This is a genomic window from Pseudarthrobacter sp. YAF2, assembly GCF_052113345.1.
Taxonomy (GTDB): Bacteria; Actinomycetota; Actinomycetes; order Actinomycetales; family Micrococcaceae; genus Arthrobacter.
On record NZ_JBFRDA010000001.1, the window covers coordinates 272,788 to 297,129 of the forward strand.

The following is a 24,342-nucleotide window of genomic DNA, read 5'->3' on the forward strand; positions in this document are numbered from 1 at the left end:
CCTTGGCCGGGCGCAACCGTTGTCCGGGACGCATCTGTACGATGTGCCCCGGACAACGTCCCGCCGCGGTTTCAGGCGGGCACGCCCTACCTTGCCAGCGCGTCCGCCACCAGGGTCAGGGTATCGGCGGCATAGTCACTGATGTGCTTTTGCCGCTGTGCCTTCAGTTCCTGGGTAAAGGCAGCCAGCTCATGGTCCTGAAGCTTGGTCACGAGGCTGTCCCGCAGGCCCTGGTTATCAATGTCTCCGGAGCTGCTGTAGGTGGTCACCAGCTTCTCCAGCGTCGCAAAGGGATCGCCCTTGTCCGCGAGGTAGCCCAGCCCGTGCTCCTGCAGCGCGCTGCCAGCCACAGGCTTCATGAACGTCACGTCCGGGAGTGAGCCGTCCGCCTTCCTGGGAGCGGTCAGCTGCTGCATGTCCAGGCTCTCGAAGTCTCCGGCAGCCACGCTGAGGCCGCCATCGATCGTCCACGAATTGTTCGTCTCGTTCTCCGCCGGAGTGTTGTCGTTTGAGGTCAGCGGGCCGGAGTAGGCCACGTTGTTGTGCAGGACCTCCCGGTAGCCCGGAATGTTCTGCGGGCTTGTTGGGCTCACGCGCTCCAGCAAGTTGAAATTGGCGCCGTACCCGGGCTTGTAGGCCGTGTTGTTGATCCACTTCGCCGATTGTCCCGGCTGATGGTTGGCGTAGAAGTTGTTGGCGCCGTTATTAGCGGCCAGGGAGTTAATAACTGTGTGAAGTGGAATCGGATCAGGGAGCCCGGTGGTGCGGTACGCGTACCCGCCCACCTTGAATCCGTTCTGGTCACCCACGCCGTTCTGGTTGCCGTGGTGGTCGAACGACCAGTCATTGATGTAGGCCACCCGGCCTTCTGAGGTGATGCTGTCGAAGCCGTCATCACTGTTGTGCCACGCCCGGTCATTGATGAACCACACGTTCTTTGCGTGCGCACCGAAGCCGTCGGTATTTCCGGCCGACAGGGCGGTGGGGCCGATGTTGTTGTACGAGTCGCTGTTCAGGACAACGCCCGTTCCGTTCAGCGTGTAGTAGAAGCCGATTGCCTCGTTGTCATGGGCTGCCATGTTGAGGAAGTTGGCGCCGCCGGCAATCCTGAAAGCCTCCGATTGCTTTTGGGCGCCCACCTTGACTCCGGTGACATCGAATCCGACGAAGTTCACGCCGGTCACTGCCGTTTCGATGTAGAAGCCGGCCACGCGCTGATCGGTGGGTACGTTGCTGAAATCGAAAACCGGCCGGGCGTCCCCCGGGTATGCCGCGTAGGTGATCCCGCTCTTATAGATGTCATTGACGTAGTGGTAGACGTCTTCGAACGGATTGTTGGTTTCGGGTATTTCGAACTGGTTGTAGATTCCGCCGCGGATGTAGACGATGTCTCCGGCCGACGCTGCTGCCTGCGCTTTCATCAGCGTCTTGAAGGGAGCGCTCTGTGTTCCCGGGTTGCTGTCGCTTCCGCTCGGCGAGATGAAATAGGCGTGCGCATCCGGTGAGGGCGCTGCCGCCACCGCGGTGAGCATCGACAGGTCCGGGGCCGGCGGCTGTTCCGCCGGACTCGCGCTGGCGGGGTCAACGACGAACAAGGCCCCCATCACACAGGCACCGGCCACTGCAGCAGCTATCCTCTTTGATTTTTTCACGCACATTACTCCTTTGTATGTATGTCGAATCATCTGGAAAAAATGCTCTGGGGGAGACCTTCAGGGATGTCCCTTTATCGATGTGACAAAGCGCTGTGCGCACCACAAAACGGCCGGGAGTGGTGGCCTGGTTCTGGTGCGCCCGGGAAAGGATGGCGGCCCCGCAGCCCCGCTGATATGTCCCAAATCCCGAAGATGGAACGATTCAAACACAGGGAATGCGCTTTCACAAGGGCAATGCAGGTTTGTTTAGGGGGTTCTGGCCCGATCAGCAGCGGGGGATCGGAAGCGGTGAATCAGGACCCGGCCGGGCGGCAGTTGGTCCCGGCGCCATACTTGAGCCAGTCCGGCAGCGCCGCAGTGAAGGCGTCCCGGATGGCCGGAGTGCTGGTGACGGTCCAGTCCACCCGGCCCTTCACCTCGGCCTCGTCCTTGTCCCACTCGAACCAGTTGATCATCTTCAGGTTGGGGAACTGCGCGTGGGTCCGGGCGCTGAACACCTGCTCCCACCAGGCCCGCTTGATGTCCGCTTCGGCCGGGCCGCCCGCGGCAGGGTTGTACAGGGCCGCCGTTCCTGGGATGGCCAGCGGCTTGCCGTGGTTCACCGCGTACTCGGTGTAGAAATCCGGGAGGAGCCGCTCGTCCCCGTTGGTGCCGTTGTAGTTGCCGGTGAGCTGGTCCGCGAACTTGTTGGGCTCAGGCACCGCATTCGCACCCCACGGGTAGGTGGCACCCCAATGGAAAAGGGACAGGCCCACCCAGTCCACCGCGGCGTCCCCGGGGTAGAACGGGGCGTAAGGATCGTCCGCCATGTTGAGGGCGCCGTCGTCGCTTGTATCCAGCGCTGTGAAGTCCGGCGTCCCGGGCTGGACGTCGTACACCCGGCCCGGGTAGGCGTAGCCGCCGGCGTAGGAGGGCGCCCACATCATCGCCGAGCCCGGCGCCCCGGCATGGACGGCGTCGGCCACCTGCGTGAACGCGGCCCGGAATTCCACCGGCTGCTGCGACCACGGGAACCAGAAGCCGTTCATCTCATGGGCAAACCGGACCACCACAGGGACGCCCTGGCCGTTGATGGAAACCAGGTCCTTCACCAGGCCCTCGATCGCGTCAGGCGTGACGGCGGAGAGGCCCTTTTGGGGTTCGAGCGTCAGCAGCATCATGTGTCCGTCTTTACGGATCTGGGCGGCGGCCTGCTGCAGGTTGGTCCTGTCCTGGTCCGTGTACGGGAAGTCCACGAAGGAGACGCTCACGGCGGGCTTGTGCCCCAGCTCGGTGGCGTATTGGGCCAGCGGTTTGGCGGCCGGATCCAGGTTCACCCCGAACAGGGTTCCCGACGACGGCGCCAGGCTCGCGCGGTCCGCCACCTCGCAGACGGGCTGGGCTTGGTCTGCCTCCGCTGCCGTGCTCTGATCCTGGGCGGCGCGGTTCCGGTCAGCCAACCCGGTGGTGATGCTCGCTACACCGAATCCCACGGCCAGTACCGCCACCGCCACCGGGAGGGCCCAGGACTTGAACCTGTCAGCCAGTGCCTCGCGGCGGGTCAGGGAATTGTCCGTGGACTGGTGGTCAGGCAAAGCGGACCCCCTGTTGGCCTGCGGTTTCGTCTCCCCATCCTAAGTGCCGCCGGGTCCCGGCGCGGGTCCGGCGGGAAGGCGGCATCTTGAGGAAACGGCGGCGTCTTGAGGGAACCTTGAGTTTTTGACGCAATTTGTCAATTTCGCTCTCTTCTGGTTGGGTCTATGCGGGGGCTCACTATCACCAATGGAGGCTGTTGTGGCTTTTTCCGACTACGCTTTTGCGCTGTTCGCTTTGCTCGGCACGTTGTTGATCCCCTTTGCAGTCCTCTACCAGATGCTGCGGCTCAAGCGCCGCGCACTCCGGATCCCCGTCCGTCCCGCACCCCGAGGTCATCAGCGCTGACATGCCGTATGTCGATATCAACCCCCACAAAGGCCGTCCCAAGTGGGTGGGCTACACCGTCCTTGCCGTCCTCCTGATCCTCACCGTCGCCGTGGTAGCGGCCGCCCTCACGCACCACTAGGTACACAGCCTGGCTGGGCATCCCGGTCCCAGCACCTAGACTTACTGTTTGAACCAGTACTGCATAACAGTTTGCCGAATCGTCCGGGGGGACAGACATGCCAGAACCGGCGGATCAGAATGCAGGCGCCCCAGCAGAGGATGCAGGGCAGCCGCAACTGCGCCGACGCCGCGACCTTCGTCGTGCCGATGGCTCAGTGGACGATGCCTGGACAGGAACCATGCCAGCAGTAACCCCTTCCCCTTCCAGTTCCAACGACGCCGGAAAGCCGGTGACCCGCCGCACGTCCTGGGCCGAGGCGGCCGCCGCAGCCGACGCCACCAAGCCGTCCCGCGCACCGGCACCCACCCGGGCGCCGGCTTCCGCACCGGCGGTACCCCCTGCTGCCCCTGCTTCTGCCCCGGTGTCGGGGCCGGCAGCCGCCCCCATCGCTTCTGTCCCGGGCGCCTCCCTGCCCGGATCCGCGGCACCTGCCACTGCTGTGCCGGGCGCTGCTGGGCCCGGAGCTTCTGTGCATGAATCCGCTGTGCCGGGCGGCCGCTCAGGTGAGGTGGCTCCGGAAGCGGCAGCGCCGTCGTCGGACGCTCCTTCCTTCCGCCGCAGCCGGCCCACCGTGGCGGACGCGATCGCCGAAAGCCCCATGCCGGACTTCATCAGCTCGCCCGGCCTGTTCGTCAAGGAGCAGAAGCCGCGGCCGGTAGGCGGGTTCCGTGGTGCGCTGTACAACCTGACCGGCGGCGCCTGGAACCTGGGCCCGGGAGCCAAGCAGCGCCAGGAGGACGAACTGGGGCGGCGGATTTCGCGGCAGCTCCAGGGCAGCTACAACACCGCCATCCTGAGCCTCAAGGGCGGCATCGGCAAGACCTCCACCACGGTGGGCGTAGGCCTGACCTTGGCCGAATACCGCGGCGACGCGCCCTGCGCCATCGACGCCAACCCGGACTCCGGCGACCTCGTGGAGCGCGCGCTGGGCGAGGGCATCTACCAGCAGTCCAGCCCGCGGACCATCACGGACCTGCTGGAGAACATTGAGTCCATCAACTCGCTGACGGCCCTGGCCCGGTACATGCACCACGCCGGCCGGCTGCACCTGATCGCGGGGGAGCAGGACCCGGAAGTCTCGGACTCGCTCACGGCCGAGGAATACCTGCGGATCCGCAAACTCATCTCCAGCTACTACTCGGTGGCTCTGACCGACTGCGGCACCGGCGTCACGCACAACGCGATGAGCGGGATCCTGCAGTCGGCCGACAACCTGGTGATCGCCGCAGGCTACGCGGTATCCGGTGCCAAGCGGGCGCGCAGCACCCTGCACTGGCTGGCCAGCCACGGGTACGAGGACCTGGCCCGGAACGCGATTGTGGTGATCACGGACAAGGACGAGGTGTCCTCCCGGGTGGACAAGGACGCCATCGAGGAGCACCTCTCCGGGATCTGCCGCGAACTGATCGCCGTGCCGCACGACCGCGGGGTGGCCGACGGCGACCTGGTGACCCTGGACGTACTCAAGCCGGAGACGCGGCGGGCGTACAAGGAAATTGCCGCCGCGATCGTGGACGGGTACCGGTAAGGCTCCGCTCTTTCCGGCGGGCGCCGCCGTTTTCGACGCCCACTCGCATTTTCGCTGCGCAGATTCCCTGGCGCGGCCCAGATGTGGGACGCGAAAATGCAGACCTGCGTCGGAGGCGAATTTGCGCGTCGCTGATCGGCGTCGCAGAGTGTGCGTCCCGCTCCCCGGTGGCTGCCTGAGTAGTGGCCGGTGTGAAAGACAGGTAGCCGGTACCGGGGAAATCCTGGCTGCGGGCTCGTAGCGTCGTCACCATGATGGATCTCATGGATGGTGGGCGCCGCCGTCGCCGCCTGCCGAAGCGCGAGACGCTGGAGCTTGTTGGTTTCACTGCGTTGTCTGTGGCGGCTGCGGCGGTATTGTTGCCCGTGATCGGGGTGAAGACAGTGGTGGGCTCGCTGCCGTTCGTGAAGCCCGCGCCCCGGCACGACGCCGAGGACAGTTACCTGATCACCTAGCCCGGGCCCCGCTCGGGTGCACGCAGGCAATGTGGCGCGCGCCGCCGTCGTTCAGCGTGCTGCGGCGGCTGAGCCTTTCCCTTGTCCCGGGCATTCCACCTAACGTGTGGCCGCCGAGGCCCGGCCTGAAGACCCTCAACTCGATATCCGCGGCCCCGGCCAGGTCCCGTAGCCTGCGCTACGGGTCAGCGTTGGACGTTGGTTGCCCGCGGCAGCCGGATGCAAAAGCAGGCGCCGTTTTCGGCCGGGTCTGTCGGTTCCACGGTGAGGTTGAGGTTCATCCGCTGGGCCAGCCGGGCAGCTATGGACAAGCCGAGCCCGCTGCCGGTTGGCCGCTGTCCGCTGTAGCGGCGTGCCAGCGCGCCGCGGTCGAAAGCGATGGCGGCGTCGTCGGCGGTGAGGCCGGGACCATTGTCACGGACCTGGATCGCGACGATGCCCTGTTGGTTCGTGGTTCGCGCCACGTCGGGGGAGGGGGCCGGCTCCTCGATTCCGGCGTGAAGGACCAGGGGTTTCCCGGGTGGGGTGACGCGCAGGGCGTTGCCGATGAGCCCGTCGATGATTTGGCGGAGTCTCTGTGCGTCCGTGATGACCATCAGGGGTTCTCCGGCGTCCGGAGCAGGGATCTGGAGCGTGAGATCCACGCCGGCCTGAGCCGCTGCCGGCTGCCATGCACGCTGCGCCTGCTCCAGGAGGGCGGGGATGTCGACGCGTTGGACATCGAGGGTGAAATCGTCAGCCTCCAACCGTGCCAGTGCGAGCAGGTCTCGGACAAAGCCGTCCAGCCTGTCCGTTTCCGTGGCCAGGGTCTGCCCCACATGGGCCGTGTCTTCGGGTGGTATCAGGCCGTCCTGCAGGGCCTCGGCGTATCCGCGCAGCGCCGTGAGCGGCGTGCGGATCTCGTGAGAGATGGAAAGCAGGAACTCACGTTGCCTGCTTTCGCTGGCCAGTAACGCATGGTCGAGGCTGTTGATGGCTTCTCCAACGGCACGGACCTCGGTAACGCCGGCCGGCTCAAGGTGAACGGTCCGTTCGCCGCCAGCCATTCGCCGAGCTGCAGCTACTGTCCTGACGAGCGGGCCCGAGAGCCGCCGGGCAAGCAGCGTGCCGGCCAGTACGGCGATCAGGAGCCCCGCCGCCAGCGCCAGAAGAGTTGGTTGAAGAAGACGGGCCGAAGCAGCGTTGACGTCCGCGAGTGAGCGGGTCAGGACGATTCCGCCGCCCTTGGTGAGGGGCCTCGCTTCCACGAGGAACTGGACACCGCCCTTAGTGAGGGTGCGGGAGATCTTTTGCCCGGCGAGCACCGGGTGTACCTCGTCCGGACTCAGAATCTGAGCCGCCGCGCCCGTGACGGCGCCGCCGGCGGTGATGCTGGACAGGTCGTAGTTGTCCGGTCCCAGGAGGTGGCGTTCGCGCAGGTCAAGCGCCTGGGCTGCAACCGGGGCCGCGCTGAAAGCGTCGGCCTGGCGGGAAAGCTGCTCCCTGGCCTGGGTGACGGCAGCGGAACGGATCAGCGGAAAGGCAACACTGCCGGTGACGAGGACTGCAAGGATGGCGACGGCGGCGGTGACGAGGGTGATCCGTCCAGCCAATGAGCGCAGCCAGAGCATAAGAGCATTTCCGGGCTCACCCCGGGGGTGCTGCTCGGGTGCGCCCACTCCCGGGAGCAGGCCGTTCACGCCCGATCACTGTCGGCAGAGTATCCGACGCCGCGCAGGGTGCGGATATGGTTGCCCGGGCCGAGCTTGGAGCGCAACTGGGCGATATGCACATCCACGGTGCGCCCGGCCGAGTAGTCTGCTTGCCCCCAGACGGCTGAGAGGAGCTGCTCGCGGCTGAATACCCGGCCGGGGCTGGCCAACAGGTAGGCGAGCACATCGAACTCCCTCGCGGTCAGTTCAACGGGCTCGCCTTCCACGCTTACGGTGCGGTTCTCCGGGTCCAGGGCCACCGACCCGACGCGCAGGGTCCCGCTTGCCGGGACTCCGGCGCTGCGGCGGAGAACCGTCTTGAGACGGACCACCAGTTCCCGGGGCGAAAACGGCTTCGTCAGGTAGTCATCGGCGCCCAGCTCCAACCCCAGCAGCATGTCCACTTCCTCGTCGCGGGCGGTGACGAAGATGATTGGGGTCCAGTCGTTCCTGGCACGCATCCGCTGACAAACCTCGATTCCGTCGATGCCGGGCAGCCCGACGTCGAGCACAACCGCGACCGGCCTCAGGCTCCGGACCCGTTCCAGGCCGCCTTCCCCGGTCGCTTCGACGTGCACACCGAAACCCGCCCTGCTCAGATAGAGGCGCTGCACATCAGCGATGGCGCGCTCGTCCTCGACGATCAGCACGAGTCCGCGGGCCGGCATTGCGCCGGCAGCCGTTTCTTGCTCCATGTACCCATTGAACGCCATGGCAGCACGGCCCCGGCTTGGCGGCACCTGAACTTTACCGTCCTCTTACATTCGCCGAACACGGCCCTGATCTAGCCACGCCAGAGTACAAAGACCAAGACAGTGCCGACCTGGCACAAACTGTCCCAGGTCCACGGAATCATCGAGGAGAAATGCATGAACACGAACCCCACGGCGCCCCGTAACCGCGACACACGGCTCTGGCGCGTCCGCGCGGGCGCGGCCGCTGCAGGAGCTGTCCTCATCGGGGGAGCGGTTCTTGGGGCAACGTCAGCATCGGCAGCCAGCCAAAACCCGTCGCCGTCCGCCGGCGCTTCATCCGCAGCGGCGGCCGGACCCGGCAGCGGGAAGCACCCTGCCGCCCATCCGTTTGTACGCGCGCTTCGAACCGAACTCAGGGTTGATATCCAGGCCGCGGATGGCTTCGGAGACAAGGCCCACGAGATCGCGTACGTGCTGATTCATCAGACCGCTGCTTTCGACAAGCTCCCCGCAAACCTGCAGGCGGACCTGAAGACCCTGGAAGCGGCGGCAGCCTCCGACCGTGATGGCGATGCAGCGAAGATCAAGGACAACGCCCTCAACGGCGGCTATGGAGACAAGATCCAAAAGGAGGCAAAGGCCATCCAGACCAAGTTGGCCCAAACACCCGCCAAGCAATAAACGCCCTGATATGCGCCGGCACTCTCCCAACAGTCCTGCTGGGAGAGCGCGGGCGCGCATCGTGGCCTGCGGGTGCCGGCGCGACAAATGGGTACCTTGAGAGTTAGTGCTGACAGGTACATATCCCGCTGAAAGGGCCACCATGGACATCGTTGAAGTGATTCTGAACGACCACCACGAACAGCGGCGCCTGTTCGCCCTGCTCGATGAGATGCATCGCTGCCAAGCGCCGGACCTGGAAGCTGTCTGGAACCGGTTGCGCATCCTGCTGGAAGTCCACGCCAAAGGTGAAGAGGAACTCTTCTACCCCGAGTTGCTGAAATTGGGGGAGGGCGCAGGCGGGAAGGATTCCCCGGAGGACGAGACCACCGATGCGATCCACGACCACAACGAAATCCGGGACGCCATCAGTGACGTTACGCAGCATCAGGCCGGAGCACCGGAGTGGTGGGCGGCGTTGGCCAAGGTCAATGAAGTCAACGGTGATCACATGGCAGAGGAGGAACGCGAAGGCCTGACGGACTTCCGCCAGCATGCGTCCCTGGAACTGCGCCACCGCCTCGGCCTGTCGTTCGCCATTTTCGAATCGAAACACGCCGGAGGCATCAAAGCCCGGGACGTCAGCCCCGAAGAGTACGTCCGCGAGAACGAATAGGGCATGGAATAACCGTGTGGCTCGAAATCGCTGACGTGCGTCGGGGGCGAATTGGCGCGTCGCTGCCGGGCCCTGCTCCGGTGCACGCCGGCACTTTGGCGCGTGCCGCCGTCGTACTTTTGCCTTGCCCGCAGTGGGCAATCAGCGAGGAGCCGGGGAATGCCGAGTGCAGCGGAAGTCCAGGTACGCCGGGTCTATGACGGGACCAGGGATGACGACGGCGTACGGGTTCTGGTAGACCGCATGTGGCCGCGCGGGCTGACCAAGGCCAAGGCAGCACTGGACGAGTGGTGCAAAGACGTCTCCCCATCAACGGAGCTGCGCAAGTGGTATGGCCACGACCCCGCCAAGTTCGACGAGTTCGCCAAGCGCTACAAAGCCGAGCTCAAAGACCCGGTCCGGGCGCAGGCGCTTGACCATCTGCGCGAACTCGCCAAGGGCCAACAGCTAACGTTGCTGACGGCAACCAAAGCCGCCGACATCAGTGAGGCCCAAGTCCTGGCCGAGCTGATCGGGCGGTAGCCACCCCCGGCGCGAGGATCGTGGCGCTAAATCGATTGGCGGTAGCCGAAGAATTCGTGGTCGTTGTTGTATCCGCCTTCGCCGCCGCCGATGTGGGAGAAGTCTTTGACGAATTCGATGCCTTTGACCCATTTGACGAGTTTGAAGCCGAGCTGGACCTCATTGCGCAGGCGGAGCGGGGCGCCGTGTCCGTAAGTCAGCGGCGCGTTGTTCATGTCGTAGGCGAGCATGGTGAGGTGGTAGCTCATCTGTTCGATCGGCTGGGCGTCGTAGTAGATGCCGCCGTCGGATCCTTCGGCGAAGGAGTAGAAGACCACCCACTTCGCCTCGGGGTCCGGCTGCACCAGATCGATGATGGTTTGCATGGAGACGCCGCCCCATTTGGCCACTCCGGACCAGCCCTGGATGCAGAAGTGCTGGGTGATCTGCTCGTGGTACGCCAGGCCGTGAAGCTGGGCCAGGTCGAGTTCCAACGGGTTCTTTACCAGGCCGGAGACCCGGAGGCGGTAGTCGGCGAAGCCTGTTGCCAGGAGCGCTTTGTATTCGGTGGATTCGGGATACTTGCCGTTGTGCCACATATACGGGGAAATGTCGCTCTCGGTGTACCGGCCGGGTTTTGAATCGAGGTGCTCGAACAAACGTTGCGCCGGGCCAATGAGTGCAAACCCGATCCGCTGGACCATCCGGGGATGCCGGTAGGTGAGCGGGGTGACGCCCACCCAGATCACGATCATTACGGCCAGGGACGCGGCGAAAATCCAGAACCCGTACCAGTCGCCGGAGTTGCGGCCCGCATACATGTAGTTGAAGTTCCGCAAGGCATCCGTCGCAACCACGAGGGAGACGTGCATCACGATGAACAAGAGGAACCAGACAAGGACCAGGAAATGCAGGGACCGGGCGGCCTGGATGCTGAGGACCCTGCTGATCCACCGGAATTTTGTGGACAACGCCGGGGACATGCCCAACCCGGTGATGAACGCCAGCGGTGCGGCGATGAAGACCGTGATGAAGTAGGCCAGGACCTGGAGACTGTTGTAGGCGACCCAGCTGTCGTCGGTTGGCCAGTCCAGGGAGGCGTACTGGATGGACATCGAGAGGGCATTGGGGATGATGTCCCAACTGGTGGGCACCAGGCGGAGCCACTGACCCGTGGTGAAGATCAGTAGGTAAAAGATCAGGCCGTTGAGCAGCCAGAGCGTGTCCATGCCCAGGTGCCACCACCGGGCCAGCCCGATCGAGTGCCGCCGGCCCGGCAGACCCACGCCGTCAGGGAGGGTAATGGAGTCCTGCTTTGCCGTGTACAGCGGGTCCGGGGGCACCGGCTTCTGGATCCTGAACCACGCCTTGCCCGGGGTTGAATGCCGGGTCCAGTACAGCCTGGGATGATCGGCAAGGATGGTTACCCCGGAACGGATGATGGGGATCAGGAGCACCATGTTGAAGAAATGCTGCCACCCGATCCAGGCCGGGAACCCGGCGCGGTCTTCGGCTCCCGGCGGAACAACCAGGCCTGGATATTCCCTGATGAACTCCGCCACGCCGGGGACACCACGCAGTCCCCTCGCAACCGCCACTGCAGTGAGCAGCAAAACGAAGCCGATCGGCAGCAGCCACAGCAGGTTGAACCATTTGCTGCTCCCAATGCGCACCCGCGGCGCCACCCCGTACTGCGCAGGGACAGACCCTGCCCAGGAACCATCGACGACGGTGGTCGCTTCGGTTGAGAGTTCCTCCCGGAAGCTGGCCCGCGTTGCCCGGCCCGTGCCAGGGACAGCAGGCTGGGAACCGTCCCGGGTGCCCTGCTGATCCTCACGCGTCACGATGTGCCTTCAGCCGTTGGTTCCCGTGCCGTTTTCGGGAGGAATGTTCCTGTTCCCCAGACTACGCTCCCACGACGGACAGCGGTGCCCAGCCCTTGGTCGGGTACGGCGTGGCGTTCATCGTTTGACCCTTGTCTGGACAGATTTTTTGACCGTGGCCAGCAGGAAGACACCGGCGACGGCGGTGGCTCCGGACAGCAGGAACAGGACGATTGCCAGCGGGGGTGCTGCGGCCGCTTCGCCGAGGATAATGATGCCGACGGCGACGGCGACCAGAGGGTCAATGACTGTCAGGCCGGCGACCACCAGTTCGGGTGTTCCCCTGCTGTGGGCATTCTGGACCAGGAAGCTGCCGGCCAAAGCCGCAATGAGCAACCCCGCCAGGCAAGTCAGGGACAGCCATTCGAAATCGCCCTGGAACAACCGGGCAATGACGGTCTTGGCCAGGGCTGCGACGAACCCGAACAGGATCCCGGCGCCGGCGGTGAACACCACGGCGCCCGAGCGGTGGCGCCACAGGGCGAAAGCCATGCCCACACAGGCCAGGACGACGGCGAGCACGATCAGGATGGTGACCAGCTGCCGGTCGCTGATCTCCACGTCCTCCGCCGTGAACGCCGCCACTGCGACGAACACACCTACCCCGCCGACGCAGAGAGCGACGGCGGTGAGGGCGCGGCGGCCGGGCGACCTGCGGGTCATCCGGGCGGTGGCCAGCGTGGTGACCACCAGGGCCACGGCACCGATGGGCTGCACCACGATCAGGGGCGAGAACCGGAGGCTGGTGAGCTGGAGGAGGATCGCAGCGCCCAGCATCCCCGTCCCGGCAAGCCACACCGGCTTGCGGATCAACGCCTGCAGGCGTCCGCCGCCCATGCTGCCCGCCGCACGGCCGGATGCGGCCGGCTGGTCTTCCACGGCCCGGTGCTGGAACAGCGTCCCCAGCGCGAGCAGGACCGCACCGACTGTGGCGATCGGAATCCCGAGCCAGTGATAAGACGTCAGTGCCGATACGGCCGATGCCTGGATCATGATCCGACATTACCCAAAGCGCGCACGTCCGAGCGGTTGCCGGACCGGGTCTTACGAGGTTGTGGCGACGGCGAACAGTCCGGCGATGCCGAGCAGGTACAGCCCCAGCACCACCAGGGAGTCCACCCCCATGGCCAGCACCTTCTTTTTGGGCCGGAAGAGGAGCCCCAGCAGGTAGACGAGGGTCAGCAAAATGGCCAGCGCGGTGAGGTAGATGTCCGTCGCGTGGGCCTGGGGGAGCACCGGCTTTCCGGTGATCAGCACCGCCACCAGGAACAGCACAGGCAGGAACGCGTTGCCGCCGAAGATATCGCTGAACGCGAGTTTGTAGTCGCCCTGCTTCACCGACGTCAGCCCTGTGGAGATCTCCGGCAAAGAGGTGGCCAGCGCCAGGAACGTGGCCCCGAACAGCACGCCCGACAGCCCGATGTGGCCGGCGATCGCATCTCCACTGCGCTCCAGCACCACACCGGACCCCAGCGTGGCCAGCGCCGCAATACTGAAGATCAGCACCGACTTGCCGGTGCCCAGGTGCTTGTTCTTCTCGCTGTTCTGCTTCTTGGAGTGGCCTCGGGGCTTGTCCTGGGCGCCCGGGGCATCACCCTGTTCGTGCCAAGGGAGGCCCTTTTGCGAGCGTTGGACAAGGATCAGGCCAAGGATCCAGATCACCGCGATGAGCACTGCCGCGGGCGTGAGCCGGAAGGCCACCAGGCTGCCGGGCATCTGGCTGCCCGCGATCACCACGCCCAGGACGGCGACGACGGTAACGGCTTCGATGACGAGTGTCAGGGACGCCGCCCTGTAGCTGAGCGGTTCGCCGCCTTTGGTGCCCAGGGCGTCGAGGACCACCAGTACGACGGTCTGGATGGCGATGCCGCCCAGGATGTTTCCCACCGCCACTCCGATGTTGTTGGAGAGGGCAGCGGAGACCGTGATGGCTATCTCGGGCAGGTTTGTGGCAATCGCCAGGAGGATGAGGCCGCCCAGGGCGGACCCCAGGTGCAGGCGGTCATCGAGGACGTCGGTCTGTTTGGATAACTGGACCCCCGCCACCCAGATCACTGCCGCTGCGGCGGCAAATATCAACAGGAGGACTGCTAGGGGCAGTGATTCCAACCCGGTTTCCTTTCCTCTTGGCTACGTTCAACCGATTGACGCAAACCCCCATCTTTGATGCGTACCCACATTTCCGCCGCTCACCTGCATTTCCGACGCGCAGACCCAACAGCGACGCTGACCCGCATTTTCGACGCGCAGGTTCCCTGACGCGTACTGAATATTTGTCGCGTTAATGAACCTGCGCGTCGAAGGGTAATCTGCGCGTCGCCGATGAGCGGGCGGGACCAAATGTGGGAGCCCGGGAACCTACCGCTGGGCGATCCTGAACAGTGCGCCGGTGGGATCGGTCAGGGCTGCAATGCGGCCAAACGGCGTATCTTCGGCAGGATGGATCACCTGGCCGCCCAATGACGTGGCAATGTCCACTCCCGCATCGGTGTTCTCGATCGCAAAGTACACCTGCCAATTCGACGGCACACCCTCCGGCAGGTAATGCGAAGCGTCCATGATGCCGGCGCGGGACGACTCGCCGGATCCGAGCGTGGTGTAGCGAAAGTCCTCGGTGTCGCTCATGACGTCGGTCTCCCAGCCGAATACGTCCTGGTAGAACTTCACTGACGCCGCGTATTCCCGCGTGTGGAGTTCGTGCCAGTAGGGGGTGCCGGGTTCGCCCACGGCCTGGAAGCCGGTGTGGCCGCCGAACTGCCAGGCCCCCACCGCCGCGCCGCCCGTGTCCCCGAACATGGCCATGTGCCCCTGCTCGGGAACCTCCATGGGCGGCATGAGCACCTGGCCACCCGCTGCCACGGTGGCCTCGGCGGTCGCGTTGATGTCCTCCACGCGCAGATACGTCGTCCACACATCGGGATAGCCGGATTCGTCGCTGTTCTTCATCATCCCGGCCACGGGCATACCATTGGCGAACGCCGTGACGTAACCGCCGTATTTCTCCTGGTCGCCCTCCTCGTACGTCCAGCCGAACAGTCGCGTGTAGAACTCGCGTGACCGTTCGGGAGCCGAGGCCATGAGGTCAATCCAGCAGGGATCACCCGGGGCAATCGTGGGCTTTGGCATGGGGCTCCTAAGGCTTGTTCCGAATATGTTGATCCGTCAACTCCCGCCCGCTGCACCGCCGGGTTGGCGTACAAGCGGGGACATCCGGAAGCAAGGCCCACCCTAGCGGTCCAGTCTGCGAAAAGCGGAGGAAAATCGGTGGCATTCCATTGAACTGGCGTGGCCATGCTCTGTGATTATCGACGCCAATCTTCATTGTCGACGCATCCCGTCAATACCGCTGCCCACATTCCCTGCCGCGTACTGAATATCTGTCGCCTAAATGTGCTTGGGCGTCGAAGGGTAATTTGAGCGTCCCCAGCGTGCACCCAGATCTGTGCCCGCAGTCTTCGCAAAACTGCTAATCATGCTTACTATTGTGGGGCGCGGGCTGCCCGCTGGGGGCAGAGCACCCGCGCCGCACCGGAGGTCTCTCAAGCATGGACAACGAAATGCGTCCCCTTACCGATGAAGAACTGATGTCGGAGCAGGCCACCGCCCTGCCGGACAAGGAAGTGGCATCCGTCCTGGACCTGAACGCGGACCTGGACCTGGGCATCAACGCAGCGGCTCCCATCGACCTGGCCGTCGCCGCCAACGCGAACGTTGCGGCTCCCATTGACGCAGCGGCCTCGGCCAATATCCTCTCCTTCGGCTCTGACGCGCAGGCACTCTCGCACCAGGATGCTGCGATTGACCAGGGCATCGTGGCCGATGCCAATGCCAACTCCGCCCAGGACAGCGTGATCGGCCAGGGCGACGGCAGCACCGGCACCACCGACACCGGCACCACCGACACGGGCACCGGCACCACGGATGGAACCACCGGAACAGCACCGGCCCCCACGAGCACCGGTGGCGTCACCGACGCCGCGGGCGCGCTGAACGGCAACCTGTTGAACGTGGACGTGAACCTGGATGCAGACGCCGCCATCGCCGCACCGATCAACGGTGCCGTGGCCGCGAACGCCAACGTGGCCGCCCCCATCGATGCAGCCGTTGCCGCGAACATCGGTTCCATCGACAGCCAGGCCTACGCCATCTCGGACCAGAGCGCCACCATTTCGCAGCACATCGACGGCGCCGCGGACGCCACAGCCGGCCAGACGTCCAACCTGCAGCAGTAAGCGAAGATGACCCAAACCCACGGCGGGCCGCCTCCCGAGGCGGGCCCGCCGTCGTCACGCGCCACTTTCGCCCAGGAAGCGACCGGCCACGGAATTACGACGCCGGGAGCCCACCTTCCAGCCCGGGCCGACGGCGTGCAGCTGCTTGGCACGGCGGAGGGCTCCGGCTACCGGGAGCCGCCCGCCCTGGTGCGCCGCGGCGACGGCCAGACCCTCCAGCTCACCCGGTTGCTGTACCTGGTGCTGGAAGCGGCGGACGGGACGCGGGACCTTAAAGGAATCGCCCGGCATGCCAGTGAGGGGTCCGGGCGGCTGGTGAGCGCGGAGAACGTCCGCACCCTGATGGATTCGCAGCTGCTCCCGATGGGCCTGCTCCGGCTTGCCGACGGCAGCCAGCCCGAGGTCAAGAAGTCCAACCCGCTGCTGGGCCTGCGGTTCCGCTACATCGTGACGGATCCCGAACGGACCCGCAGGATCACCGCGCCGTTCGCTGTCCTGTTCAACCCGCTGATCGTGGTGGCCGTGACCGCGGCGTTCCTGGCGGCCTGCTGGTGGGTGCTCATGGTCAAGGGCCTGGGCTCGGCCACCCACGAGGCGTTTGCCCAGCCCGCCCTCCTGTTGCTGATCCTCGCCGTCACCATCCTCTCCGCCGGCTTCCATGAATTCGGCCACGCCGCGGCCACCCGCAAGGGCGGCGCAACCCCCGGGGCCATGGGCGCCGGGCTGTACCTCTTGTGGCCGGCGTTCTTCACCGACGTCACCGACTCCTACCGGCTGGGCCGCGGCGGCAGGATACGCACCGACCTGGGCGGCCTATACTTCAACGCGATCGTGGCGGTGGCCATCATGGCACTGTGGTGGGCCACCGGCTTCGACGCGCTGCTGCTGGTGGTGGTCACCCAGATCCTGCAGATGGTCCGCCAGCTGATCCCGCTGGTCAAGTACGACGGCTACCACATCCTCGCGGACGCCACGGGTGTGCCCGACCTCTTCCAGCGGATCAAACCCACCCTCCTGGGGATCCTGCCGTGGCGGTGGGGCAACCCGGAGAGCAAAGTGCTCAAGCCTTGGGCGCGCGCCGTCGTCACTGTCTGGGTCCTGGTCACCGTGCCGGTGCTGCTCTTCAGCATGGTGATGATGGTGCTGTCCCTGCCGCGGCTGCTGGCCACGGGATGGGCCAGCGCCGGCAAGCAGCAGGAACAGCTGGCCGCGAGCCTGTCCGCCGGGGATTTCGCGGGCGTGGCCGTGCGGGCGCTGGCCATGGTGGTGGTGGCCGTCCCGGTCCTGGGCGTGCTGTACATCGTGGTCCGGCTGCTGCGGCAGCTGGTGACGGGCCTGTGGCAGAAGACCCGCGGCAAGCTGGTCCAGCGGACCGTCGCCATGGGTGCCGTGGCCGTCCTGCTTGCCGGGCTGGCCTGGGCATGGTGGCCCGACGGCGGGACGTACCGTCCGGTGCAGGCGTACGAACGCGGGACGTTGGGCGACGCCGCCCGGGTCATTCTTCCCGTTCGCGACGACGGGGCGTTGCGGCAGGGCGGTGCCGGACGGACCATTGCGTTGTGGCCGGCCGGAGCCGCCAAGCCCACGCGGGACAACCCGCAGCTGAGCATGGTGCTGGTACCCGTTGCCGCATCCTTGCCCGGTGCATCTTCCAGCGGCGCTTCCGGCTGGGCCACTCCCGCGTCCGCACCGTCCTGGGTCTTCCCGTTCGACCGGCCCGCAGCGCCGGCCGCCGACGGAAACCAGGCGCTCGCCGTCAACACCACCGACGGCTCCGTGGCCTACAGTGTGGCGTTCGCGCTGGTGTGGGCCGAGGACGGGGAGCCCGTGACCAGCACCAACGAGGCGTACGCGTTCGCCAACTGCACGGGGTGCGCGGCGGTGGCCGTCGGTTTCCAAGTGGTGTTGGTGGTGGGCCAGGCCGATGTCATCGTGCCGCAGAACCTCTCCGCGGCCGCCAACTACAACTGCCTGGACTGCCTGACCTATGCGCTGGCGAGCCAGTTGGTCCTCACGCTCGACGGTCCGCTGGACGCGGCCGGCAAGCAGCAACTCGAGGCCTTGTGGGCGCAGATCGCGGAGTATGGGAAGCATATCCAGGACGTGCCGCTCTCTGAGATCCAGGCGACGCTGAACGGGTACAAGGAGCAGATCACTGCCATCGTCAAAGGGAATTCAGTAGCCGGAGGGACCTCGGTGGCAACATCCCCGGCCACCGCGGGCACGGGCGGTGGCCCGACTCCAGGCCCCACCACCTCAGCGGTGCAGGGCGGTCCGACAGCAGTTCCCGCGACGGCACCTGGCGAAACCTTCGCACCTGCCCCGGCAGGGGCCGGGGCGGCCACCGCGCCGGCGGGCCAGTACGTGGAAGGCGGGCAGCCGACGTCGTCCGTTGACTATGGGACGCCGGCACCCACCGCGGATTCCGGGGTTGGCACCACGCCTGTTCCGGCGCCCACCTCCAGCGCGGGCTGACCACTGGGCCGGTTGCACCTTTGAGCCCGGCACCCTTGTGAAAAGGGTGCCGGGCTCAATGGGTTTCCTGTTGGGTTACTGCGCGCCCGGGTCAGCCGGCCCTACTGCGTGGCCCCGGCGATGAAGTAGCCCGAGATATCGGCGATCAGGTCCGTGGTGCCGGGTGAGTTGTTCTGCAGGGCGATCTTGTTATCGGCCCCGACGGGGACGGTGACGTTGTTCGGGATGGTCTGCCCGGCGCTGAAGTTCACGTTGGACGTCACCGGGACTGGAGTTCCGGACGCCCAGGCAATGATGTGTCCGTAGGACTGTGGGCGGGTCACCGTGAGGTTGAAGACGATCGCCGAAACTTTCGCAGGGACTCCGGCAACTCCCGAGGCTTGGAAGGAAACCGGGGAGAACGAGCCCGCCGGGGCGGTGTTGCGGGTGTCCAGGAGCCGGGTGGGGGCAACGGGTACGAACGCGCCCGGAACTGTCGGGGTTCCGGCAATGTAGTAGCCGGCAATGTCGGCGATCAGGTCCGTGGTGCCGGGTGAGTTGTTCCGCAAGGTGATCTTGCCGTCAGCCCCGACGGGGACGGTGATGCTGTTCGGGATGGTGTCTCCGGCGTTGAAGTTTTCGTTGGATGTGACCGGGACGGGGGTGCCGGAGGCATAGGCGATGATGTGTCCATAGGACGTCGGCCGGGTCACGGTGAGGTTGAAGACCACCGCCGACACCTTCGCGGGTACCCCTGCCACACCAGCGGCCTGGAACGAGATCGTTGAGAATGAGCCCACCGGAGCGGTGCTGCGGGTGTCCAGGAGCCGGGTGGGGGCAACGGGGACGAACGCTCCCGGAACTGTCGGACTTCCAGCGATGTAGTAGCCGGCGATGTCGGCGATCAGGTCGGTAGTACCCGGCGAGTTGTTCTGCAGGGTGACCTTGCCGTCGGCCCCGACGGGGACGGTGACATTGTTCGGGATGGTGTCTCCGGCGTTGAAGTTTTCGTTGGAGGTGACCGGGACCGGGGTGCCGGAGGCGTAGGCGATGATGTGCCCGAACGACGTCGGCCGGGTCACGGTGAGGTTGAAGACCACCGCCGAGACTTTTGCGGGTACCCCCGCCACACCAGCGGCCTGGAACGATACCGAGGAGAACGAGCCCACAGGTGCGGTGTTGCGCGTGTCCAGGAGCCGGGCGGGGGCAACGGGGACGAACGCTCCGGGGACAGTGGGGGCAGGAGCAACGGTGAGCGGCCTGTCGGCGAACCAGTAGCGTTTGGCCACGTCATCGCTGGCCAGGATTACCAGGCCTGATGCACTGGTGACCGGCTGCTTGCTCGTGGTCACGTTGTTCATGTTGGGAGACGTAGGGTCCTGGATAACGGGAGTACCGCGGCCTGCCCCGAACACTGGATTGTCCATGGACGCGGTCTTTTCGTAAATGCTGCCCGCTTCCCCTGTGAAGGAGCATCCGCTGACGGAGGCGGCCGGTGCTGTTTGAAAGACATGCACGAGGTTGTTTTCCGGGTCCAGCACCACTTGCGGGCGCGTCACGCAATCGCCCAGGGTGGCAATGGTGGTCTGCGTGAAGGCCCCGGTGCCCGGCTTGAAGACGAGCATCAGGAGTTGTGGAAGCTTGGGATCGGACGAAACCTGGTCGAGGCTGGTCTTCACTGCCGCGAACACGCGCCCGGTCGAGTCTGCCTGCAGTGACTTCAGGTTCAGGTGGTCATCGGCCAGGCCGTTGCCCTTGGCGGCCGACTGCACCTTCCATGAAGACGACGCTGCCGGAGCAGTTCCGTCGGTACGCGTAGCCCACCAGACGGACCCGGTGAGCTGATCGGTCCACATCACCCCGATCTTCTTGTTCCCGTAAGCGACCACCGAGGAAATGTCATCGGCTGCCGGGTGCGGGTTGGCCACGGGCAACACAAACGGCGTGGACCAGCTGTTTCCCCCGGGAGCTGAGTTGTTGACGTACACCGTGCTGGTGAAGCCGTTGGTTGAATCACCGGCCACCTCCGTCCAGGTAGCCCAAATGGTACCGGTGCTGTCCCGATCGATTGTCATGGACTCGCTGCTGTTGGCGGCGATAACTGACGGGAACCCACTGTCCAGCGTGTACTTGCCGCCGGCGTAGCTGTACCGGTAGAGGTATGCAGGCTTATTGGGAACCGAAGCCTGCGGCACCGCCTCTGTGGCTACCGTGACCACATGGGAGGCAATGTACAGGTGGGTGCCGTCCCATAGGGTGTCGGCCAGGGTATTGGTGCGGCTGTCATTCAGCAGGCCGGTGTCAACCCAGGTCTCTGTGCCGCGATCCAGGCGGTAGATATGCCATCCGCTGCCGGTGGTCCACATATCCGCCCACCAGGACCCGTCATTCCACCACAGCTTGCTCTGGGGCTTGTCCGCGGTAGGAGGGTTTCCCGCACCCGCGTAGTTGATACTCGGATGCCCGTAAGTGCTGTCCGCCGCCGCATTGCCTGGAGCGGCCAGGACCGTTGCGGTAAGGACGGCGGCCAGGGCCAGTAACTGGGCCAGCCAACTAACAGAACGCTTAATCTTCATCACAGCTCTCCCGCGCTTGATCGGATTACCCCAAAGCCGGTCACGTAAGAGCAGGCCGGCAGCAGTTCTTATCCGGTCGCGTTCCGGGCACAAACCCCAGCGTCTATCAGCACACAGGTCGTGGCCGGTCTGCAGAGCCTATTGGCAGGATTCCTGACCCGTCATGAGTAGTAAGTACTCGAAGTTTTGTAGCGGGTACTCTGTGCTGACCGGCAGATGTCCCCAGTTAGTACCTAGGTGGCGCCCTCTGCGTCGTTCTCCACGCGCTGGATGGTGGCACCGGGGTCGGGTCGCCAGGGCTGCGTCCGTCACCTTGGTTGCGGTGTCGCCGGTCAGGAGCGTCTCCGTGATGCCATTGGCTTGGTGGCCGCCCTTGCCACCATTTCGCAGCACACCGACGGCGCGGCCAACGCCACAGCCGGCCAGCAGTCCAACCTGCAGCAGTAAGCCAGGATGACCCAAACCCACGGCGTGCAGTTGCTTGGCACGGTGGAGGGTTCCGGCTACCGGGCCTTACATCGTCGCGGCCATTCCCAAGGCGCCGGGCTCCCACCTGGATATCCGAGCAGAAATACGTACCGTCAGTATCCGGCGGCGAACAGCCATGGCGGCTGGCCGGAAGTACAGCTAATGGCGGACGCGGTCAGCAGGCCTTGGGTGCTCCTGCGGGCGTGGATGCCGCCGCGATCCGCCAGATGGTTCCATCCCAGGACATCTTGTAACGGAGTCCCCAGTCTGAACACGTTTGGCCGCCGGGGCCGTCCGCCGCGGATTGCTCTGTGCGGAGGACTGTTTCCACGTTCAATTCGTTGCCGGAACCGCTGATGCTGTTGACGGTCAGGGCGCGCCAGAAGGATGTTCCCAGCCCGGAGCTCCACTTGGCCAGTCCACCCTCGCTGGCCTGCAGCTCCGGGGTCAGAACCGCAAACGCGGTGTCGTAGGCGGCCCGGTTGATCGCCTGGCCATGGGTGAGCAGGCTTTGGATGACTTTGGCTGCCTGCTCGTGGTCCGAATGGTTGGTGGTGATGATGTTGCCGCTGGACGTTTGCGCCTGGTTGTCGCAGCTTGCCTGCGGCAGCGGCGTGGTGCGGCGGCCCCAATCTGAAAGTGCCGCTTCTGCCGACGGTGCCGGAGCGGCGTAACCCACGCCTTCGGCGCCGTAATCATTCTGGTCATGTGTTCCCAGGACCCACTCCCGTTTGGAACTGACCACGCCCACAACGCTGCCGTCCATCAGGAGCAGTGGGCCGCCGCTGTTGCCCGGGTTGATGGCCGTGTCCGTCTGGATCAGGCCGCCGACTGTCCCGGCGGGAAGGTTGACCTCCTGGTTGAGGGCGCTGACCCGGCCCGAAGTGAAGGCGAGGCCCCGGTCCAAGGGGAAACCGAGTGCTGCCACTTCAACACCCTGTGCGGGAAGGTCCCGGGCGAAGCTGAACCTGAACCCCGTGAGTGCGGTCGGTGTCCGCAGCAGGGCCAGGTCAAGGTTGTCGTTGATGCCCAGGACTGTCGCCGATGTGTATTGGCCGCCAACGGAGACATTGATGGCTGCCTCATTCTTGGCCACGTGGGCCGCCGTCATGATGAGATCGGGTCCCACCAGGAAGCCCGTGCCCACGCCGCCGCCGTCGCAGAGCGTTACGGCAAGGCGCGCCACCCCTGAATGGACCAGCTCAACAGTTTCCGCCCAGTCCCTGGGTGGTGCGGCACCCGGGGCATGCGAGGGAGACGAGGAGGGCGACGGCGAGGCCGTGGCAATGGGCGTTGATGCGGCAGGGGAAGCCGAGGGGGAGGAGACGGGCGGGGGAGCAGAGGCTGGGGACGAACTGCCCGGGGATGCCTGGGGCTGGCAGGCCGTGGCCAACAGCAGGACGGCAAGCGACGGAGCGAAGCGGATAATCCGGTGGGCGGCTGTGAACATCGGGCTTCCTTCCCCCAAGGTGGTCCCTGTCCAGCCCCCAGTTACCGGTCCAGTAGGCCCACGCTAGCCACGGCAGGACCGGGCCACAAGCACATCAACTACCTAATCTGGCCCGGATGCTACCCCTATCGGCGGGATGTCCTGCGGAACCGGCCCAGTTGTCGTGGGCTGCGCTCAATGTGACGCGCGCCCGAACTTATTCTTGTTTCGGTGGGCAGGATAGCGAATCATATGCAGTGGCGGTGTTATTGCCTTGCTGGGAAGGACCCTTGGTCTTTGTGGGGGGCACCGCAAAAGGGGCTGGCTCCTGGTCTCATAGATCATCGGGAGCCAGCCCCGTCTCCGGTTGGTTCCTCTTCGAGTTGAGCAACCATTTGTTGCGTTAAGCGGCGGCAACCTCCGATCTATTAGCAACCATTGGTTGCTAATAGATCGGGAACATTATGGAACACGGCATTATCGAGCGGGAAATCCACATCGACGCGGCGCCCGAGGTGGTCTACCGGGTGGTCAGCGACCCCGAGCACCTGCGCCAGTGGTGGCCCGACGAAGCAGACTTTGAAGCGACTCCGGGTTCACGCGGCGAAATCGCTTTTGGTGACAGGTCCGCACCGGACGCGAAGGTGGTGGCCCTCACCATAGTGGAAGCCCACCCGTCACGGCGCTTCTCCTTCCGCTGGGTCTACGACGATGACCTGGCGACGCCGGACAACTCGCTTCTGGTGACCTTTGACCTGGAGCCCCGGGGCGCTGGAACGCTGCTGCGTTTCACTGAGACCGGGTTCCGGGAGAAAGGCTGGGAGGCGGCCGTCCTCGAGCAGAATTACCGTGACCACGAGCGGGGCTGGGACTTCTTCCTGCCGCGGCTGGTCACCTATGTGGCACGGCTGGTCTCGGTGCGACGAGCGTCGCGGTCGACGACGAGCTTTGGTCCGCGTTGGGGGACCCCACCCGCAGGCGGATGCTCGACCTTCTTCTTGCCGAGGGCGGCGGCACGGCAACCACCCTGAGCAGGGACCTGCCGGTTACGCGGCAGGCAGTGGCCAAACATCTTGAAGTGCTGCACCGGGCCGGGATGGTGGATGCCAGGCCGTCCGGCCGGGAGCGCATCTACCAAGTGAGCCGGGCCCAGCTTGAACGGGCTGTGGCGCAACTTTCTTCCGTAACAGCCGTTTGGGACGCCAGGCTGCAGCGCATCAAGCGGATTGCCGAGGCGATCCAACGCGGTGCCGACGAAGGCGCGGCGCCCCGGGACTGACGGCGCCGACGTCGGACGTCCACGGTTTAGGTGTTGGCTTTGCAGCTCCTGTGCATGCTGTGACCGGCGCGGGACGC

General features: G+C 65.4%; 21 protein-coding genes. 11 read left to right on the forward strand and 10 right to left on the reverse strand.

Features of this window, described 5'->3' with window-relative positions; translation table 11 throughout:
• Positions 1–86: 86 nt before the first annotated feature.
• Complete coding sequence (locus AB4Y79_RS01300; protein ID WP_441858045.1) at positions 87–1,652, reverse strand: right-handed parallel beta-helix repeat-containing protein; 1,566 nt, start codon at positions 1,650–1,652, stop codon at positions 87–89.
• Positions 1,653–1,948: 296 nt separating this feature from the next.
• A complete protein-coding gene (locus AB4Y79_RS01305) occupies positions 1,949–3,229 on the reverse strand; it encodes a glycoside hydrolase family 26 protein (protein ID WP_441858047.1) in 1,281 nt (426 codons plus the stop codon).
• A 199-nt stretch (positions 3,230–3,428) separates the two neighbouring features.
• On the opposite strand from AB4Y79_RS01305, the gene AB4Y79_RS01310 reads away from it, so the two are divergent.
• From AB4Y79_RS01310 to AB4Y79_RS01320, 3 genes are all read left to right on the forward strand, one after another.
• Entirely contained in the window at positions 3,429–3,575 is a 147-nt protein-coding gene (locus tag AB4Y79_RS01310; RefSeq protein WP_441858049.1) for a hypothetical protein, read from the forward strand.
• Positions 3,576–3,916: 341 nt separating this feature from the next.
• Entirely contained in the window at positions 3,917–5,266 is a 1,350-nt protein-coding gene (locus tag AB4Y79_RS01315) for a MinD/ParA family ATP-binding protein (RefSeq protein ID WP_441858051.1), read from the forward strand.
• A 251-nt stretch (positions 5,267–5,517) separates the two neighbouring features.
• Positions 5,518–5,721: a hypothetical protein gene (locus AB4Y79_RS01320; RefSeq protein WP_441858053.1), complete on the forward strand. Its 204-nt coding sequence runs from the start codon at positions 5,518–5,520 to the stop codon at positions 5,719–5,721.
• Between the two features lie 185 nt (positions 5,722–5,906).
• On the opposite strand, the gene AB4Y79_RS01325 is transcribed toward AB4Y79_RS01320, so the two are convergent.
• Both AB4Y79_RS01325 and AB4Y79_RS01330 read right to left on the reverse strand, forming a co-directional pair.
• Positions 5,907–7,400, reverse strand: coding sequence for a HAMP domain-containing sensor histidine kinase (locus AB4Y79_RS01325; protein ID WP_441858055.1), 1,494 nt, complete (start codon positions 7,398–7,400; stop codon positions 5,907–5,909).
• Positions 7,397–8,107: a response regulator transcription factor gene (locus tag AB4Y79_RS01330; protein ID WP_441858057.1), complete on the reverse strand. Its 711-nt coding sequence runs from the start codon at positions 8,105–8,107 to the stop codon at positions 7,397–7,399. Before AB4Y79_RS01330 ends, AB4Y79_RS01325 begins: the two co-directional genes overlap by 4 nt.
• 174 nt (positions 8,108–8,281) lie before the next feature.
• On the opposite strand from AB4Y79_RS01330, the gene AB4Y79_RS01335 reads away from it, so the two are divergent.
• The 3 genes from AB4Y79_RS01335 (at position 8,282) to AB4Y79_RS01345 (ending at position 9,965) form a co-directional block, all read left to right on the forward strand.
• Positions 8,282–8,788 carry a hypothetical protein gene (locus AB4Y79_RS01335; protein ID WP_441858059.1) on the forward strand — a complete coding sequence of 169 codons (507 nt, stop codon included), beginning with the start codon at positions 8,282–8,284 and terminating at the stop codon, positions 8,786–8,788.
• Positions 8,789–8,930: 142 nt separating this feature from the next.
• Positions 8,931–9,443: a hemerythrin domain-containing protein gene (locus AB4Y79_RS01340; RefSeq protein WP_441858061.1), complete on the forward strand. Its 513-nt coding sequence runs from the start codon at positions 8,931–8,933 to the stop codon at positions 9,441–9,443.
• Between the two features lie 159 nt (positions 9,444–9,602).
• Complete coding sequence (locus tag AB4Y79_RS01345) at positions 9,603–9,965, forward strand: DUF488 domain-containing protein (protein WP_441858063.1); 363 nt, start codon at positions 9,603–9,605, stop codon at positions 9,963–9,965.
• 26 nt (positions 9,966–9,991) lie between these two features.
• Here AB4Y79_RS01345 and AB4Y79_RS01350 read toward each other — a convergent pair whose 3' ends face one another.
• The 4 genes from AB4Y79_RS01350 to AB4Y79_RS01365 all read right to left on the reverse strand — a co-directional run bounded on the left by AB4Y79_RS01350 (position 9,992) and on the right by AB4Y79_RS01365 (position 14,953).
• Positions 9,992–11,788 carry a molybdopterin-dependent oxidoreductase gene (locus tag AB4Y79_RS01350; RefSeq protein WP_441858065.1) on the reverse strand — a complete coding sequence of 599 codons (1,797 nt, stop codon included), beginning with the start codon at positions 11,786–11,788 and terminating at the stop codon, positions 9,992–9,994.
• Positions 11,789–11,905: 117 nt separating this feature from the next.
• The gene (locus AB4Y79_RS01355; protein WP_441858066.1) at positions 11,906–12,820 is read right to left on the reverse strand and encodes a DMT family transporter; all 915 of its coding nucleotides are present in this window, start codon (positions 12,818–12,820) and stop codon (positions 11,906–11,908) included.
• A 51-nt stretch (positions 12,821–12,871) separates the two neighbouring features.
• A complete protein-coding gene (locus AB4Y79_RS01360) occupies positions 12,872–13,936 on the reverse strand; it encodes a sodium:calcium antiporter (protein WP_441858068.1) in 1,065 nt (354 codons plus the stop codon).
• Between the two features lie 249 nt (positions 13,937–14,185).
• Positions 14,186–14,953 (reverse strand): VOC family protein, encoded by a 768-nt coding sequence (locus tag AB4Y79_RS01365; RefSeq protein WP_441858070.1) that lies wholly within the window; start codon positions 14,951–14,953, stop codon positions 14,186–14,188.
• A gap of 419 nt (positions 14,954–15,372) precedes the next feature.
• Between AB4Y79_RS01365 and AB4Y79_RS01370 the strand changes: the two genes are divergently transcribed.
• Complete coding sequence (locus AB4Y79_RS01370) at positions 15,373–16,059, forward strand: peptidoglycan-binding protein (RefSeq protein WP_441858072.1); 687 nt, start codon at positions 15,373–15,375, stop codon at positions 16,057–16,059.
• A 6-nt stretch (positions 16,060–16,065) separates the two neighbouring features.
• Positions 16,066–18,534: a hypothetical protein gene (locus AB4Y79_RS01375; protein ID WP_441858074.1), complete on the forward strand. Its 2,469-nt coding sequence runs from the start codon at positions 16,066–16,068 to the stop codon at positions 18,532–18,534.
• Positions 18,535–18,635: 101 nt separating this feature from the next.
• Here the strand turns inward: AB4Y79_RS01375 and AB4Y79_RS01380 are convergent, their stop codons facing one another.
• On the reverse strand, positions 18,636–21,089 hold the full coding sequence (locus tag AB4Y79_RS01380; protein ID WP_441858076.1) for a hypothetical protein: 2,454 nt from the start codon (positions 21,087–21,089) through the stop codon (positions 18,636–18,638).
• A 237-nt stretch (positions 21,090–21,326) separates the two neighbouring features.
• Here AB4Y79_RS01380 and AB4Y79_RS01385 point away from each other — a divergent pair, with 237 nt between their 5' ends.
• A complete protein-coding gene (locus AB4Y79_RS01385; protein ID WP_441858077.1) occupies positions 21,327–21,536 on the forward strand; it encodes a hypothetical protein in 210 nt (69 codons plus the stop codon).
• Positions 21,537–21,732: 196 nt separating this feature from the next.
• Here AB4Y79_RS01385 and AB4Y79_RS01390 read toward each other — a convergent pair whose 3' ends face one another.
• The gene (locus tag AB4Y79_RS01390) at positions 21,733–23,007 is read right to left on the reverse strand and encodes a S1C family serine protease (protein ID WP_441858079.1); all 1,275 of its coding nucleotides are present in this window, start codon (positions 23,005–23,007) and stop codon (positions 21,733–21,735) included.
• Between the two features lie 443 nt (positions 23,008–23,450).
• On the opposite strand from AB4Y79_RS01390, the gene AB4Y79_RS01395 reads away from it, so the two are divergent.
• Together AB4Y79_RS01395 and AB4Y79_RS01400 are read left to right on the forward strand one after the other, a co-directional pair.
• Complete coding sequence (locus AB4Y79_RS01395) at positions 23,451–24,017, forward strand: SRPBCC family protein (protein WP_441858081.1); 567 nt, start codon at positions 23,451–23,453, stop codon at positions 24,015–24,017.
• Positions 23,969–24,265 (forward strand): ArsR/SmtB family transcription factor, encoded by a 297-nt coding sequence (locus AB4Y79_RS01400; protein WP_441858083.1) that lies wholly within the window; start codon positions 23,969–23,971, stop codon positions 24,263–24,265. Before AB4Y79_RS01395 ends, AB4Y79_RS01400 begins: the two co-directional genes overlap by 49 nt.
• Positions 24,266–24,342 lie beyond the last annotated feature (77 nt).

Coding starts and splice junctions, on each gene's coding strand:
- AB4Y79_RS01315 (WP_441858051.1), top strand. CDS start 3,917: ATGCCAGCAGTAACCCCTTCCCCTTCCAGTTCCAACGACGCCGGAAAG.
- AB4Y79_RS01320 (WP_441858053.1), top strand. CDS start 5,518: ATGATGGATCTCATGGATGGTGGGCGCCGCCGTCGCCGCCTGCCGAAG.
- AB4Y79_RS01330 (WP_441858057.1), bottom strand. CDS start 8,107: ATGGAGCAAGAAACGGCTGCCGGCGCAATGCCGGCCCGCGGACTCGTG.
- AB4Y79_RS01335 (WP_441858059.1), top strand. CDS start 8,282: ATGAACACGAACCCCACGGCGCCCCGTAACCGCGACACACGGCTCTGG.
- AB4Y79_RS01340 (WP_441858061.1), top strand. CDS start 8,931: ATGGACATCGTTGAAGTGATTCTGAACGACCACCACGAACAGCGGCGC.
- AB4Y79_RS01345 (WP_441858063.1), top strand. CDS start 9,603: ATGCCGAGTGCAGCGGAAGTCCAGGTACGCCGGGTCTATGACGGGACC.
- AB4Y79_RS01355 (WP_441858066.1), bottom strand. CDS start 12,820: ATGATCCAGGCATCGGCCGTATCGGCACTGACGTCTTATCACTGGCTC.
- AB4Y79_RS01365 (WP_441858070.1), bottom strand. CDS start 14,953: ATGCCAAAGCCCACGATTGCCCCGGGTGATCCCTGCTGGATTGACCTC.
- AB4Y79_RS01370 (WP_441858072.1), top strand. CDS start 15,373: ATGGACAACGAAATGCGTCCCCTTACCGATGAAGAACTGATGTCGGAG.
- AB4Y79_RS01375 (WP_441858074.1), top strand. CDS start 16,066: ATGACCCAAACCCACGGCGGGCCGCCTCCCGAGGCGGGCCCGCCGTCG.
- AB4Y79_RS01380 (WP_441858076.1), bottom strand. CDS start 21,089: ATGAAGATTAAGCGTTCTGTTAGTTGGCTGGCCCAGTTACTGGCCCTG.
- AB4Y79_RS01390 (WP_441858079.1), bottom strand. CDS start 23,007: ATGTTCACAGCCGCCCACCGGATTATCCGCTTCGCTCCGTCGCTTGCC.
- AB4Y79_RS01395 (WP_441858081.1), top strand. CDS start 23,451: ATGGAACACGGCATTATCGAGCGGGAAATCCACATCGACGCGGCGCCC.
- AB4Y79_RS01400 (WP_441858083.1), top strand. CDS start 23,969: ATGCTCGACCTTCTTCTTGCCGAGGGCGGCGGCACGGCAACCACCCTG.